This is a genomic window from Streptomyces sp. NPDC034084 (assembly GCF_055575535.1).
Window position 1 is genome coordinate 28,355 of the sequence record NZ_JBVISK010000009.1, and the last position, 13,619, is coordinate 41,973.

Sequence of the window (13,619 nt, forward strand, 5' to 3'; positions counted from 1 at the left end):
TCGGGGGCGGCGTCACCCTATGGAGCGCCAGCCTTCGAGCAGCAGCCCCTCGGCGCCCACCTTCTGACGGGTCATGACCGGCGTGCCCCCGTCGGCCACGGTCATCGCGACCAGACCGCCGTCGAGGCCCCGGGTGAGGACGGCCTCCAGGCTGCCCCGGCGCTCCCCCGTCTCGGACCAGCTCAGGCCCTCCGCCTCCTGCTCGCTGGGGTAGGCGGCGAGGGCGAGCCGGCCGTCGTCGGACTGCTGGGCGAGGACCGTGCAGTCGAAGCCGTCGATGAGACAGCGGGTGACGGACAGGCGTCCGGTGCCGACCGCCTTGCCCAGCGGCGTCGGCGCGAGGTCGCGCTCCGGCGACCAGGCGGAGACCTGGCCCTCCTGGTCGAGGTAGAAGAGCGTCACGTGCCCGGAAGGGCCGGTCACGGCCGCCAGGCTGCCCATGGTCACGGAGGCCGGCAGGAGCTCCTCGCGGACCGGCTTCGCCCCGGCCTCGCGCTGTACGTAGCGGACGAGGCCCTTCGCGTGCGAGCTGTACAGCTCGACGAGGCCGGAGCCGTTGGTGACGGCGACCGGCGAGGGGTCGGTCTTCGACCCCATCAGGTCCCACCAGGGGTGCCAGCCGCCCACGTCCTTCTGCGCGCGGACGCTGATACCGCCGCCCCCGTTCCGTACGAAGGCGTAGACACGGCCCTGGGCGTCCACGGCGACGGCGGGGTTGCCCGTCCACGGCCCCTTGCCGTTCGAGTGCCCCAGGGACCGCCAGGCGGCCGCCGGACGGCCCGTCTGGAACTGGACGGCGTGCACCAGCTCGACGTGTCCCTCGTCCCCGCCCGTCGGCCGCAGGCCGACGAGGTGGACATAGCGGTCGGCTCCCTGGCCGACGGCGAGGAAGGGGGTCAGGCCGTCGCCGCCGAGGGAGACGGGGCCGCTCCAGCCGCCGCCGGGCTCCTCGGTCCAGCGCACCACCTCGCCGTCCCGGGGCAGATAGGCGCTGAACCGGCCCTCCTCCCCTCTGGTGAGCCAGCCGCCCTGCAGCACGGGGGCAGCGGGGCCGTGGGAACGGTCGGTGGGGGCGTGGGATCGATTCGCCATGGGGGGATCCAGCACTCCGGTCGTCGGGAGGAGTTCGGGTACGAACCGACTGTAGTCGCCCTCCCGGACCCTCTCCGCCGCGCCTTCGGCCTCACCCCGTCAGTAGCGGGCGTCCCCTCCGGCCCGGCCGAGTCTGCTGTGACCGCGCCCGTACAAGAAGTACACGACCAGGCCGATCACCATCCAGACGGCGAACCGGAACCAGGTCTCGCCCGGCAGGTTGAGCATGAGCCAGACCGAGGCGGCGATGGAGAGGATCGGCAGCACGGGCACCCAGGGGGTGCGGAAGGCGCGCGGCAGGTCGGGGCGCGTGCGGCGGAGCACCATGACGCCGATGGCGACGACGACGAAGGCGAAGAGGGTGCCGATGTTCACCAGGGTCGCGAGTTCGTTGATGCTGGTGAAGCCGGCGACGATGGCGATGATCACACCGAGCAGGATGGTCGGCCGGTACGGGGTCCTGAACCGCGGGTGCGTGACGGAGAAGAACCGCGGCAGCAGGCCGTCGCGGCTCATCGCGAAGAAGACGCGGGTCTGGCCGAGCAGCAGGATCAGACAGACCGTGGTGAGGCCGACGGCGGCGCCGAAACTGATCACGCCCGCGTAGAAGGGGTGACCGGCCGCCTTGAAGGCGTCGGCGAGCGGGGCGCTCACGGACAGCTCCGTGTAGTGCTGCATGCCGGTGACGACGAGGGCGACGGCCACGTACAGCACGGTGCAGATGAAGAGCGAGCCGAGGATGCCCCGGGGCATGTCCCGCTGCGGCAGTCTGGTCTCCTCGGCGGCGGTGGCCACCACGTCGAAGCCGATGAAGGCGAAGAAGACGACGGAGGCCGCGGTGAAGATGCCCATGACGCCGAAGTTCGTCGGCTCGTATCCGAAGATCGTCTGGACCAGCGGGGAGTCCCAGTTGGAACCGCCGCCCTCGGGGGTGACGGCCTTCGGGATGAAGGGCTTGTAGTTGTCGCCGACGATGAAGAACAGGCCGGCGATGATCACGATCATCACGACGGTCACCTTGATCGCGACGACGACCGCGGTGATCCGGGCGGAGAGCTTCATGCCGAGGACGAGGACCACGGTCAGCACGAGGACGAGCAGGAAGGCGAGGATGTCGAAGGTGCCGCCCTCGATGTCCGGGCCTTCGAGCGCGGCCGGCAGGTGCCAGCCGATGTTGTCCATCAGGGATCTGACGTACCCGGACCAGCCGACGGCCACCACCGCCGTACCGAGGGCGAACTCCAGGACCAGGTCCCAGCCGATGATCCAGGCGGGCAGCTCTCCGATCGAGGCGTACGCGAAGGTGTACGCCGATCCCGCCACCGGCACCGTCGAGGCGAACTCGGCGTAGCACAGGGCGGCGAGGGCGCAGACGATTCCGGCCGCGACGAAGGCCAGGGCGGTGGCCGGTCCGGCGTTCTCCTTGGCGACCTTGCCGGTGAGGACGAAGATGCCGGTGCCGATGATGACGCCGACGCCGAACACCGTCAGATCCCAGGCCGACAGGGATTTCCGGAGCGCGTGCTCGGGCTCCTCCGTGTCGCGGATCGACTGCTCGACCGACTTGGTCCGGAACATTCCGGTGTTGGCGCGTGGCCGCTGGTCCGTACTCACGTCGCACCTCCCTGCCATGGGGCTGCCCATCCTGTGGTCAGCATGCACGCGAAAGGGCCGGTCGGCACTCCGAAGAGTGATCCGACCGGCCCAAAGGTGACGCGGAGTGGCGGTGGTCCGTCAGTCGCGGGCGGGCTCCACGGCCTGCGCGCTGCTCTCGAACCTGCCGTCGAGCCGGGAGACCAGACCGGTGACCTGGCGGGCGATGTCCGGGGCGGTCAGCCCGATCTCGGCCAGGACCTCGCTGCGGGAGGCGTGGTCGAGGAAGCGCGGCGGGATGCCGAAGTCACGCAGCGGTACGTCGACGCCCGCGTCGCGCAGCGCCTGGGCGACGGCGGAGCCGACACCGCCGACGCGGCTGTTGTCCTCGACGGTGACGACGACCCGGTGGCGCTCGGCGAGCGGGGCGAGGGCCTCGTCGACGGGCTTGACCCAGCGGGGGTCGACGACCGTGGTGGAGATGCCCTGCCGGTCGAGGAGGTCGGCGATCTCCAGGCACATGGGGGCCAGGGCGCCCACGGAGACCAGGAGGACGTCCGGCCGCTCCGAGCCGGGCTCGCGGAGCACGTCCATGCCGCCGACGCGACGCAGGGCGGGGACGGCCGGGCCGACGGCGCCCTTGGAGAAGCGGACCACGGTCGGGGCGTCGGTGACCTCGACGGCCTCGCGCAGCTGGGCGCGGACCTGGTCGGCGTCGCGCGGCGCGGCGAGCCGCAGGCCGGGGACGACCTGGAGGATCGACATGTCCCACATGCCGTTGTGCGAGGCGCCGTCGGTGCCGGTGACACCGGCCCGGTCGAGGACGAAGGTGACGCCGCACTTGTGCAGCGCCACGTCCATCAGGACCTGGTCGAAGGCGCGGTTGAGGAAGGTCGCGTAGACCGCGAAGACCGGGTGGAGGCCGCCGGTGGCGAGGCCGGCCGCGGAGACCGCGGCGTGCTGCTCGGCGATGCCGACGTCGAAGACCCGCTCGGGGAAGGCCTTGGCGAACTTGTCGAGCCCGACGGGCTGGAGCATGGCCGCGGTGATCGCGACGATGTCCTCGCGCTCCTTGCCGAGCGCGACCATCTCGTCGGCGAAGACGCCGGTCCAGTCGGCACCGGAGGTGGCGATGGGCAGGCCGGTGTCGGGGTGGATCTTGCCGACGGCGTGGAAGCGGTCGGCCTCGTCCTGGAGGGCGGGCTGGTAGCCGCGGCCCTTCTCGGTGAGGCAGTGGACGATCACCGGGCCGCCGAAGCGCTTGGCGCGCGTGAGGGCGGACTCCAGGGCCTCGATGTCGTGGCCGTCGATGGGGCCGACGTACTTCAGGCCGAGGTCCTCGAACATGCCCTGGGGGGCGATGAAGTCCTTGAGGCCCTTCTTGGCACCGTGCAGGGTCTCGTACAGCGGCTTCCCGACGACCGGGGTGCGCTCCAGGATGTCCTTGCCACGGGCGAGGAAGCGCTCGTAGCCGTCGGTGGTGCGCAGGGTGGCCAGGTGGTTGGCGAGGCCGCCGATGGTGGGCGCGTAGGAGCGCTCGTTGTCGTTGACGACGATGACGAGCGGGCGGTCCTTGGCGGCGGCGATGTTGTTCAGCGCCTCCCAGGCCATGCCGCCGGTGAGGGCGCCGTCGCCGATGACGGCGACGACGTGGTCGTCCTTCTTCAGGACCTCGTTCGCCTTGGCCAGGCCGTCGGCCCAGCCGAGGACGGTGGAGGCGTGCGAGTTCTCGATGACGTCGTGCTCGGACTCGGCCTGCGAGGGGTAGCCGGAGAGGCCGCCCTTCATCTTGAGCTTCGAGAAGTCCTGGCGTCCGGTGAGGAGCTTGTGGACGTAGCTCTGGTGGCCGGTGTCCCAGAGGACCTTGTCCTTCGGGGAGTCGAACACCCGGTGCAGGGCGATGGTCAGCTCGACCACACCGAGGTTGGGGCCGAGGTGCCCGCCGGTCTTGGAGACGGCGTCCACGAGGAACGACCTGATCTCGTCGGCCAGCTGGTCCAGCTGCTCCGGGGAGAGCCGGTCCAGATCTCGCGGTCCCCTGATACGGGTCAGCAGAGCCACCCGTTCCTCCTTGCTTTGAGCTGGTCGAGCTTGCCGATTTGTCGAGTCTAATGTTCCGTCTTGGATCGTGGGCATCGGGCCGGGGGGTGAGGCGTCACCCTCACGGCCGACAAGCCGCTGATCTGTACGGCTCTGTACGCGGCGCCTCTGTACGGCTTCGTGCGCGGGTTCGCGCCGCTCCGTACGCGCGCGTGCACTGCTCCGGACGCGCCGGAGCCCGGCACCGGTTTCCCGGTGCCGGGCTGATGTGACGGGGGTTACGCGCGTCCGGCCGTCTTCTGGGTGCGGCGGGAGACCGAGTCGATGATCACGGCGATGAGCAGGACCGCTCCGGTGATCATGTACTGGATCGCGTTCGAGGACAGGTTCATCTGGTTGAGGCCCTGGACGATCGACTGGATGACCAGGATGCCGAGGAGTGCCGACCAGACCTTGCCGCGTCCGCCGAAGAGGGACGTGCCGCCGATGACCGCGGCGGCGATGCACATCATCAGCTGGTTGCCGCCGCCGAGGGAGCGGTCGGCGCCGCCGGTCGCGGAGGCGAGGAAGAGGCCGCCGACGGCGCCCATCGTGCCGGAGATCATGAAGACCGAGATCCGGATCCACGAGACGTTGATGCCGGCGCGGCGGGCGGCCTCGATGCCGCCGCCGACCGCGAAGACCTGACGGCCGTAGGTGGTGCGGCGCAGGACGAAGTCGGTGACGAGCAGGATCGCCAGGAAGATCACCAGGGAGAGCGGCAGGCCCTGCTCCTGGTTGAAGCCGTACGCGGCGACGAGGACCAGGACCGCGAGGACGGCGGTGCGCAGGATGATCTCGCTCTGCGGGCGGTGCGGCAGCTCGGCGGCCTTGCGGCGGCGGGAGTCGCGCAGCTGGGCGAGGTAGAAGGCGGCGACGACGGCGACGGCGAGGCCGTACGCGGCGGCGACGTCGGAGAAGTAGTACTTGGTGAGGTCGCCGACGAAGCTGCCGATCGGGGTGGGGATGGTCGACCGGTCGCCCATCACCCAGGTCTGCAGACCGGCCCAGCCGAGGAAGCCGGCGAGGGTGACGACGAAGGCGGGGACGCCGATCTTGGCGAACACCATGCCGTGGAAGGCGCCGATCAGGGTGCCGGACAGGATGCCGAGGAGGATCGCGAGGCCGTCGGGCATGTCGGTGCCGAGGACGCCCCAGACGGAGCCGGCGAGTCCGGCCACGGAGCCGACCGCGAGGTCGATCTCGCCGAGCAGCAGCACGAAGACGATGCCGACGGCCATGATGCCGGGGCCGACCGCGTACAGCGTGATCTGGTCGAGGTTGTACGAGGTGATGAAGTTGCCGGTGAGGGCCTGGAAGACGACGCCGATGACGATCAGGCCGACGACGACGGGCAGCGAGCCGATCTCACCCGAGCGGATCTTGCGCTTGAACTCGTCGACGTAGCCCTTGAAGCCCTGCTCGCGGACGAGGAGGCGGGGGTCGACGGCGGGGACCGCGGCGGCCGCGACCGGGGCCTCCTCGCGCGGCTCGGGCACGGTGTCCTCGGAGGTACGGGGGGTCGTGCTCACTTCGCTACCTCCGCGTTGCGGGCCTGGCGGCGGGTCACGGCGTTGTCCGTGGCACCGGTGATCGCGGCGATGATCTCTTCGTGCGTGGTGGTGGCCACCGGGAAGGTGCCGTTGTTGCGGCCCAGGCGGAGCACGGCGACGGTGTCGGCGACGGCCTTCACATCGGCCATGTTGTGGCTGATGAGGATGACGCCGAGGCCCTGCTCGCGCAGCCGCTCGACGAGGTCGAGGACCTGCGCGGTCTGCTCGACGCCGAGCGCGGCGGTGGGCTCGTCCAGGATCACGATCTTGGGGTCGCCGACCAGGGCGCGGGCGATGGCCACGACCTGCCGCTGGCCGCCGGAGAGGGCGGCGACGGGGATGCGGACGCTGGGGATGCGGATGGAGAGCGTGGAGAGCAGGTCCTTGGCGCGCTTCTCCATGGCGACCTCGTCGAGGACGCCGCCCTTCTTGATCTCGCGGCCGAGGAACAGGTTGGCGACGACGTCGAGGTTGTCGCAGAGCGCGAGGTCCTGGTAGACGGTCGCGACACCGAGGTTCTGGGAGTCGTGCGGCCGCTGGATCTCGACGCGCTCGCCCTCCCACTCGATGACGCCCTCGTCGATGGGGTGCACGCCGGCGATCGTCTTGACCAGCGTGGACTTTCCCGCTCCGTTGTCGCCGACGAGCGCGACGACCTCTCCTGCGTGGACTTCGAGATCGACACCGGAGAGGACCTGAACCGCTCCGAACCGCTTGAAGATCCCGCGCAACGCCAGCACGGGCGTCTGGGACACGTGAACCAACTCCTTCGCCGCCCGGGGGGCGGCGGCATGTCGCGCCACCGGTGCAGCGCCGAAGTTTCGAGGGGGGCTGTGCTCGTCCGGCCCCCGGACCGACAGCGGGGTCTGGGTCGGCCGGGGGCCGGACGGGCTGGGGGCGGATCCGTACGCCGTCGCCGGTCTTCGTCACCGGGGGTCTTCACCCTCTGTACGCGGGGCCGTACGGGGCCCTCGGAGAGGGGAGACGGACGGGCGGGATCCGTGGCGCCGGGCCCGCGGGGGCCCGGCCGGGTCGGGCGGGGTTACTTGACGCCCAGCTCGGTGCACTTGGCGGCGAGGTCCGCGGTGCAGAGGTCGGCGGCCTTGTAGATGCCGTCCTTGACGACCGTGGTCTGGATGTTGGTCTTGTCGACCACGACCGGGGCGAACAGCGTGGAGGGCACGCCGTCGGTCGAGCCCTGGGCGCCCAGGTCCTTGCCCTTGAGCAGGTTCACCGCGAACTTGGCGGCCTCGGGGGCCAGCTGGAGCGGCGACTTGTAGATGGTGAAGGTCTGGGAGCCGGCGATGATGCGCTGGACGCCCGCGACCTCGGCGTCCTGGCCGCCCACCGGGATGCCCTTGACGCCGGCGTTCTCGAGGGAGGTGATGATGCCGCCGGCCATGCCGTCGTTCGCGGAGTAGACGGCGCCGATCTTGTCCTTGCCGACCGAGGAGATCGCGGCGGACATCTTCTCGCCCGCGACCTTCGGGTCCCACTCGCCGGAGGCCTCGTAGGCGATCTTGCCGACCTTGCCGTCGAGCGCGGTGTGGGCGCCCTTCTTGAACAGGGCGGCGTTCGGGTCCTTCTCGTCGCCGTTGATCATCACGACGTTGGCGGTGGCGGCCTTCGGGCCGAGGGCGGCCAGCAGGGCCTGGCCCTGGAGCTCGCCGACCTTGTTGTTGTCGTGGCTGACGTAGGCGTCGGCGCCCGGGACGGCGCGGTCGTACGCGACGACCTTGACGCCCTTGGCCTTCGCGTCCTTGACCCAGCCCGCGGCCTTGGCGGCGTCCACCGGGTCGAGGGCGATGACCTTGACGCCGTCGGCGATCAGCTGGTCGAACTGCTGCTTCTGCTTCACGACGTCGGAGACCGCGTTGTTGTAGACGATCTCGCAGTCGGAGCAGGCGGCCTTGACGGCCTTCTCGAACTGGGGCTTGTCGAGGGCCTCGTAGCGCGAGGTCTTGTTCTCGGGAAGGAGCAGACCGATCTTGGTCGAGCTGCCCTTGTCTCCGCTGTCGCCGCCGCCGGCCTGGCCGCAGGCGGCGAGCGAGAAGGCCATCGAGACCGCGGCCGTGGCTATGACGGCACGACGCGTCACTGCGTTCATGTGGGGTTGCCTCCCTGACGAGGCCGCGACGTTGCGGCCGAGGTGGCACGAAGTCAACTCGGCCGCAACGTTGACGTCAAGAAGTAAATCCTTAACGAGATGACAACGGTGGTGTTCGTTATCTAAGTGAAGGCAAGGCGCGAGACCGGCGCGGCCGCGGGCAGCGCACTCTCCAACAGGGTCGAATCGCCCATTTCGCTCAGCACGAGGGCGAGGGCGCCGAGCACCTCGGCGCGGCCGCCCAGCGCCCCCTGGGCGAGCGAGAGCTGGCGGGCGGCGCTGGGGATCGCGTACCGCGAGACGGAGTCCCTGATGGGCGCGAGGACCAGCTCACCGGCCTCGGCGAGGTCGCCGCCGAGGACCACGCGGCTGGGGTTGAGCAGGTTGCAGAGGTTGGCGATGCCGCTGCCGATGTGCCGTCCGACGTCGGCGATCACCCGGCGGCAGCCGGGGTCGCCGTCGCGGGCCAGCTGGACGACACGCTCCATGGTCAGGTCGGGGCCGTGGCTCGGCTGGAGCAGGGGCAGGACGTACCGCGCGGCGGTGAAGGTCTCCAGGCAGCCGCGGTTGCCACAGCGGCAGACGGGCCCCGACTCGTCCAGGGTGATGTGCCCGATCTCCCCGGCGGTGCCGCCGGGCCCCCGGTAGACCCGCCCGTCGATGACGAGCCCGGCGCCGACGCCGCTGGCCACCTTGATGTAGGCGAGGTCCGTGACGCCCCGGCCGCTGCCCCAGACCAGCTCACCGAGCGCGCCGAGGTTGGCGTCGTTGTCGACGTGCACGGGGACGCCGAGCCGGCCGGAGAGCTCCTCGGCGGGGTTGATGCCGCTCCAGCCCGGCAGGATCGAGGTCGAGCCGAGCGTCCCGGAGGAGACGTCGATCGGGCCCGGTACGCCGAGGCCGACGCCGATGACCTTGTCGGGGCCGATGCCGGTGGCCCTGATCAGCCGCTTGACCAGCTGCTCGGCCCGGTCGAAGCCCTCGGCGGCGGAGGCGTCGACGTCGAGCGGCTCGGCCTCCTCGGCGAGCACCTGGTGAGCGAGGTTGCCGACGGCGACGCGGAGATGCGTGTGGCCGAAGTCCACGCCGATCACGATGCCGGCGTCGCCGGAGAGCGAGACGCTGCGGGCCCGGCGGCCGCCCGCGGAGGTGGGTGTGACCTCTACGGTGCCGCCGTCCTTCAACTCCCGCACGATGTTGGAGACCGTGGCGGCGGAGAGGCCCGTCGCCCGGGCGATCTCCGCCTGGGTGAGCGAGCCGGCCATACGCACCGCCCGGACGACCCGTTCGAGATTGGCCCTGTGCAGAGACGTCTGCGACCCCGGAGTCTCCATCGACTCACTCACTCCCACCGTTTTCTCCAACATGTGAACTCTAAGGGGACGCTTTCGGCTTGGTCCCCGTCAAGACCTTGAGTGTCGGACGGTGAGTGTCACACGACGCGCGGGGCCCCCGGCGCGGCTGCGCCGGGGGCCCCTGGCCGCGGGAGCGGGGTTACTTCACGGCGCCGGCGGTGAGGCCGGCCACCACCTGCCTCTGGAAGATGATGTACGCGGTGAGGACCGGGAGCATCGCCATCACCAGGCCGGCGAAGAGACCGGACCAGTCGCCCTTGTAGCCCTGGCTCACGGCCAGCTGGACCAGGCCCTGCGAGAGCACCTTCCGGTCCGGCTCCGTGTTGAGCACGGTCGGCAGCAGGTACTGGTTCCACTGACCGAGGAAGTTGAAGATGGCGACGCTGATGAGACCGGGCTTCGCCATCGGCAGCATCACCTGGAAGAAGGTCCGGGTGTGCGAGGCGCCGTCCACGAAGGCCGCTTCCGCCACCGAGGTAGGCAGGGTGCGGAAGAAGGCCGTGAGGAAGAAGACGGTGAACGGCAGCGAGTACGCGATGTAGACCAGGATCAGGCCGTGCAGCGTGTTCAGCAGGCCCATGTTCTGCATCACGTAGAAGAGCGGCACGAGCGCCAGGATGATCGGGAAGCTCATCCCCCCGATGAAGAGGTAGTAGATGAAGCGGTTGCCCGGGAACTCGAAGCGGGCCAGGACATAGGCCGCCATCGAGCCGAAGAGGAGCGTGCCGAGGAGCGAGCCGCCGACCACCAGGAGGGTGTTCACGAAGTAGTCGCTCATGTGCGCCTCGGTCCAGGCCCGCGACCAGTTCTCGAAGTGCAGCCTGTCGGGCAGCGCCCACGGGGAGGTGAAGATCGCCCGGTCGGTCTTGAAGGAGGTCATGACCGCCCAGAGCAGCGGCATGACGACCATGATGGCCCAGACGATCAGGACGCCGTGCGAGAAGACGTTGAGGGTCGCGCCCTCCGCCTTGGCGGTCCTGCGCGGGGCGGGCGCCGTCGTCCTGGTGACCGCGGGGCCCGGGCCTGCCGGGGAGCCGGGGGTCTCGACGCCGGTGGTGGCAGTGTCGGTCGTCTTCATCAGAACTCCAGCCGCTCGCGCCGGCCCAGCTTCATCACGAGGGCCGCGAAGGCGAGCGTGACGACGAGGAGCGCGACACCGATGGTCGTTGCGTAGGCGGCCTGACCGTCCCGGAACGCCTTCTGGTACACGTACAGCGGAAGGACGATGGTGGAGTAGTCGGGCCCGCCGCCGTTGGGGCCGACGGTCATGATCTGGACGACGGCGAAGGACTCCGCGCCGAGCGCGAGGATGCCCATGTAGATCCAGCCCGACTGCACGGTGTCCCAGAGCAGCGGCAGGGTGATCTTGAAGAAGGTGGTGAAGCGGTTCGCGCCGTCGAGCAGGGCCGCCTCGTAGAAGTCCCTCGGAATGGACGCCATGCCGGCCGAGAAGAGGACGACGAAGAATCCGACCGTCGACCAGACGAGGACCACCATCACGCAGATGAGGGCGAGGTCCGGGTCACCGAGCCAGTCCGGCTGGACGCTGCCGAGACCGATTCCCTGCAGGACGGAGTTGATGGCTCCGCTGTTCGGGTTGTACGCGAACTGGAAGAGCAGGGCGACGATCGCGATCGACAGCACCTGCGGGAAGAAGTAGACGATCTTGTAGAACGAGGAACCGCGCACACCCGCGATCGCCGCGCCCCTGCGGCGCCGGCCTCCGACATTGAGCATGAAGGCGAAGAAGAGCGCGAGCCCCACGGTCACGAGGGGCAGCACCACCGCGAAGGTCAGGCTGTGCTGGAGGGATTTCCAGAAGACCTCGTCGTCCAGCATTCTGCTGTAGTTGTCGAATCCGACCATCCCGAATTCGGGACTCAGTCCGGACCAGTTCGTGAACGAGTAGTAGATGGACTGGATGAACGGCCAGATCACGAACAGCGCGTAGAGCGCGAGGGGGGCCGCCAGGAACCCCACGATGAAACGGTACTTGCCGTGCTGCATTCCTACCGACCCCGATCTTCCCGCGGTGACGCGCCGCTGGTGCCGCGCGCCGCTCGTGCCGCGCGCCAAGGGGCCGGAGCCCGCTCCCGGTCGGCGGGAAGGGGCCCCGGCGGTGTTGGTCAGTGCTTGTAGTGCTTGATGCTCGAGTCCTTGGCCGCTTCATCGGCGAATTTCTGGATCTTCTTGATGGTCTCCGCCGGGGTCGCGCGGCCGGCCATCATCTCGCCGATGCCGGCGACGCCGATCTTCTCCTTCTGGAGGGCGACGTACCAGTCCTGGAGACGCGGGTTGACGACGTTCTGGCCGGCCTTCTCCAGGGCCGCGACACCGGACTTGAGGCCCGGGGTCAGCTCGATGCCGTCGGTGCCGCCGTTGTAGGCGGTCAGGGACTTCACCGACTTGGTGAAGTTCTTCGAGGAGGCCTCGCTGAGCATGATGCGCAGCTGCTCCAGGCCACCCTCCAGGTTCTTCGCCTTCGCCGGGACGATGAAGGGCTCGCCGCCGGAGGCCCAGATGGTGCCGAAGGGCATCTTGTCGGAGGAGTCGATGCCGGTCGGGGCGGACACGGCCAGGTCGAAGTCGGCCGGCATGGTCTTCGCGGCCTCGTTCTCGACCCAGGAGCCGTTCGGGATGAACAGCGCCTTGCCCTCGGTCCAGGCGGTCTGCGACTGGATGTGGTCGAGACCCGGGGTGCCCTTGAGGATGTACCCCTTCCTGACCAGCTCGTAGTACGCCTCGAAACAGGCCTTGACGGCGGGGTGCTCCCAGGCCTTCGGCTCCAGGTTGTCGATGGCGTCGAGTACCTCGCGGCCGCCGACCTTGCCGATCATCGGGTAGAGGGAGAACGGGACGTAGTACGGGTGCTTGCCGGCGTACGTCCAGCCGGCGATGCCCTTCTTCTTGGCCTTCTCGCAGACGGCCAGCATCTCGTCCCAGGTCTCGGGGTACTTCGCGTCGAGGGAGTCGAGCAGCTTCTGCGAGTACCAGACGCCGTAGATCGTGTAGGCGTAGTACATGATCCACACCGGGTCACCGTCGAACTGGCCCATCTCGACGATGCCGGGCCGCAGGGTGTCGCGGACCTTCTTGCTCGGGTCGTCGACGGACGGCGCGTCCAGGAGCGGGGTGAGGTCCGCCAGCTGCTTCTGGCCGACGAGGACACCCATGTCCATCTGCTCGGCGCCGGAGTTGTCGATGAGGTCGGGCGGGGTGCCGCCGTTGAAGCGCGGCTGGAGCGTGGTGGTGATCTTCTGGGTCGGCGTGAACTTGACGCTCGCCTTGGGGTAATTGGTCTCGTAGACCTTGATCGCGTCCTTGGCGTACTCCTGTCCGAATCCGCCGTCGAAGAGGACGAAATCGAGCGGTGCCGACTCGTTCACCCCGAGCGGGTTCTTGTCGGACTTCGTACCCTTCTCGACCTTTCCGTTGCCACCGCTGTCACTGCTCGCGCAGGCGGACAGGAAGCCCATGGTCGGCACGGAGATCAGACCGATAGCGGCGGAACGCTTGATCAGATCGCGACGGCCGAGGCCCTCATCGTTGTGTGCGGAGGTGGATCCCATGCTCAAGTCCTCGCCTTCATTCAGGACTCAGGCGGTGTACCGGTCGCCCGTACTCACTCGCCACAGGCGAAGGGCCCCGCCACCGCGGTCATTTGCAGCCGGGTCGTGCACGCGTCGGGCCGTCGTCGGATCACTCCGACTGGCTGGACGCCGACAGGTATAGTCCACTTCCCTTCACGGGAGCAAGATCGAAACCAGGTTTGCACGCCCATCTTTCCCGAGTTGAGACCTCCGGGATAAGCACGCTGGATCTGCGGCGTTTCGTCCAACC

At 69.3% G+C, this 13,619-nt stretch carries 10 protein-coding genes; all 10 read right to left on the bottom strand.

Annotated features, from left to right (window positions below):
- Positions 1-12 precede the first annotated feature (12 nt).
- Complete coding sequence (locus ACZ51I_RS28490) at positions 13-1,092, bottom strand: PLL family lectin (RefSeq protein WP_468881401.1); 1,080 nt, start codon at positions 1,090-1,092, stop codon at positions 13-15.
- 99 nt (positions 1,093-1,191) lie between these two features.
- Complete coding sequence (locus ACZ51I_RS28495; RefSeq protein WP_468881697.1) at positions 1,192-2,670, bottom strand: amino acid permease; 1,479 nt, start codon at positions 2,668-2,670, stop codon at positions 1,192-1,194.
- Positions 2,671-2,826: 156 nt separating this feature from the next.
- Positions 2,827-4,746 (bottom strand): 1-deoxy-D-xylulose-5-phosphate synthase, encoded by a 1,920-nt coding sequence (dxs, locus tag ACZ51I_RS28500; RefSeq protein ID WP_468881403.1) that lies wholly within the window; start codon positions 4,744-4,746, stop codon positions 2,827-2,829.
- Between the two features lie 257 nt (positions 4,747-5,003).
- Entirely contained in the window at positions 5,004-6,296 is a 1,293-nt protein-coding gene (locus tag ACZ51I_RS28505) for a sugar ABC transporter permease (protein ID WP_468881406.1), read from the bottom strand.
- On the bottom strand, positions 6,293-7,081 hold the full coding sequence (locus tag ACZ51I_RS28510; protein WP_015037000.1) for an ATP-binding cassette domain-containing protein: 789 nt from the start codon (positions 7,079-7,081) through the stop codon (positions 6,293-6,295). Before ACZ51I_RS28510 ends, ACZ51I_RS28505 begins: the two co-directional genes overlap by 4 nt.
- 278 nt (positions 7,082-7,359) lie before the next feature.
- The gene (locus tag ACZ51I_RS28515) at positions 7,360-8,424 is read right to left on the bottom strand and encodes a sugar ABC transporter substrate-binding protein (protein ID WP_468881409.1); all 1,065 of its coding nucleotides are present in this window, start codon (positions 8,422-8,424) and stop codon (positions 7,360-7,362) included.
- A gap of 122 nt (positions 8,425-8,546) precedes the next feature.
- Complete coding sequence (locus ACZ51I_RS28520) at positions 8,547-9,758, bottom strand: ROK family transcriptional regulator (protein WP_468881412.1); 1,212 nt, start codon at positions 9,756-9,758, stop codon at positions 8,547-8,549.
- Positions 9,759-9,918: 160 nt separating this feature from the next.
- The gene (locus ACZ51I_RS28525; protein ID WP_468881415.1) at positions 9,919-10,857 is read right to left on the bottom strand and encodes a carbohydrate ABC transporter permease; all 939 of its coding nucleotides are present in this window, start codon (positions 10,855-10,857) and stop codon (positions 9,919-9,921) included.
- The gene (locus ACZ51I_RS28530; RefSeq protein ID WP_468881416.1) at positions 10,857-11,786 is read right to left on the bottom strand and encodes a carbohydrate ABC transporter permease; all 930 of its coding nucleotides are present in this window, start codon (positions 11,784-11,786) and stop codon (positions 10,857-10,859) included. Before ACZ51I_RS28530 ends, ACZ51I_RS28525 begins: the two co-directional genes overlap by 1 nt.
- Positions 11,787-11,905: 119 nt before the next feature.
- Complete coding sequence (gene ngcE, locus ACZ51I_RS28535; protein ID WP_468881419.1) at positions 11,906-13,348, bottom strand: N-acetylglucosamine/diacetylchitobiose ABC transporter substrate-binding protein; 1,443 nt, start codon at positions 13,346-13,348, stop codon at positions 11,906-11,908.
- Between the last annotated feature and the right edge of the window lie 271 nt (positions 13,349-13,619).

Coding starts and splice junctions, on each gene's coding strand:
- ACZ51I_RS28490 (WP_468881401.1), bottom strand. CDS start 1,092: ATGGCGAATCGATCCCACGCCCCCACCGACCGTTCCCACGGCCCCGCT.
- ACZ51I_RS28520 (WP_468881412.1), bottom strand. CDS start 9,758: ATGGAGACTCCGGGGTCGCAGACGTCTCTGCACAGGGCCAATCTCGAA.
- ACZ51I_RS28530 (WP_468881416.1), bottom strand. CDS start 11,786: ATGCAGCACGGCAAGTACCGTTTCATCGTGGGGTTCCTGGCGGCCCCC.
- ACZ51I_RS28515 (WP_468881409.1), bottom strand. CDS start 8,424: ATGAACGCAGTGACGCGTCGTGCCGTCATAGCCACGGCCGCGGTCTCG.
- ngcE (WP_468881419.1), bottom strand. CDS start 13,348: ATGGGATCCACCTCCGCACACAACGATGAGGGCCTCGGCCGTCGCGAT.
- ACZ51I_RS28495 (WP_468881697.1), bottom strand. CDS start 2,670: ATGTTCCGGACCAAGTCGGTCGAGCAGTCGATCCGCGACACGGAGGAG.
- ACZ51I_RS28525 (WP_468881415.1), bottom strand. CDS start 10,857: ATGAAGACGACCGACACTGCCACCACCGGCGTCGAGACCCCCGGCTCC.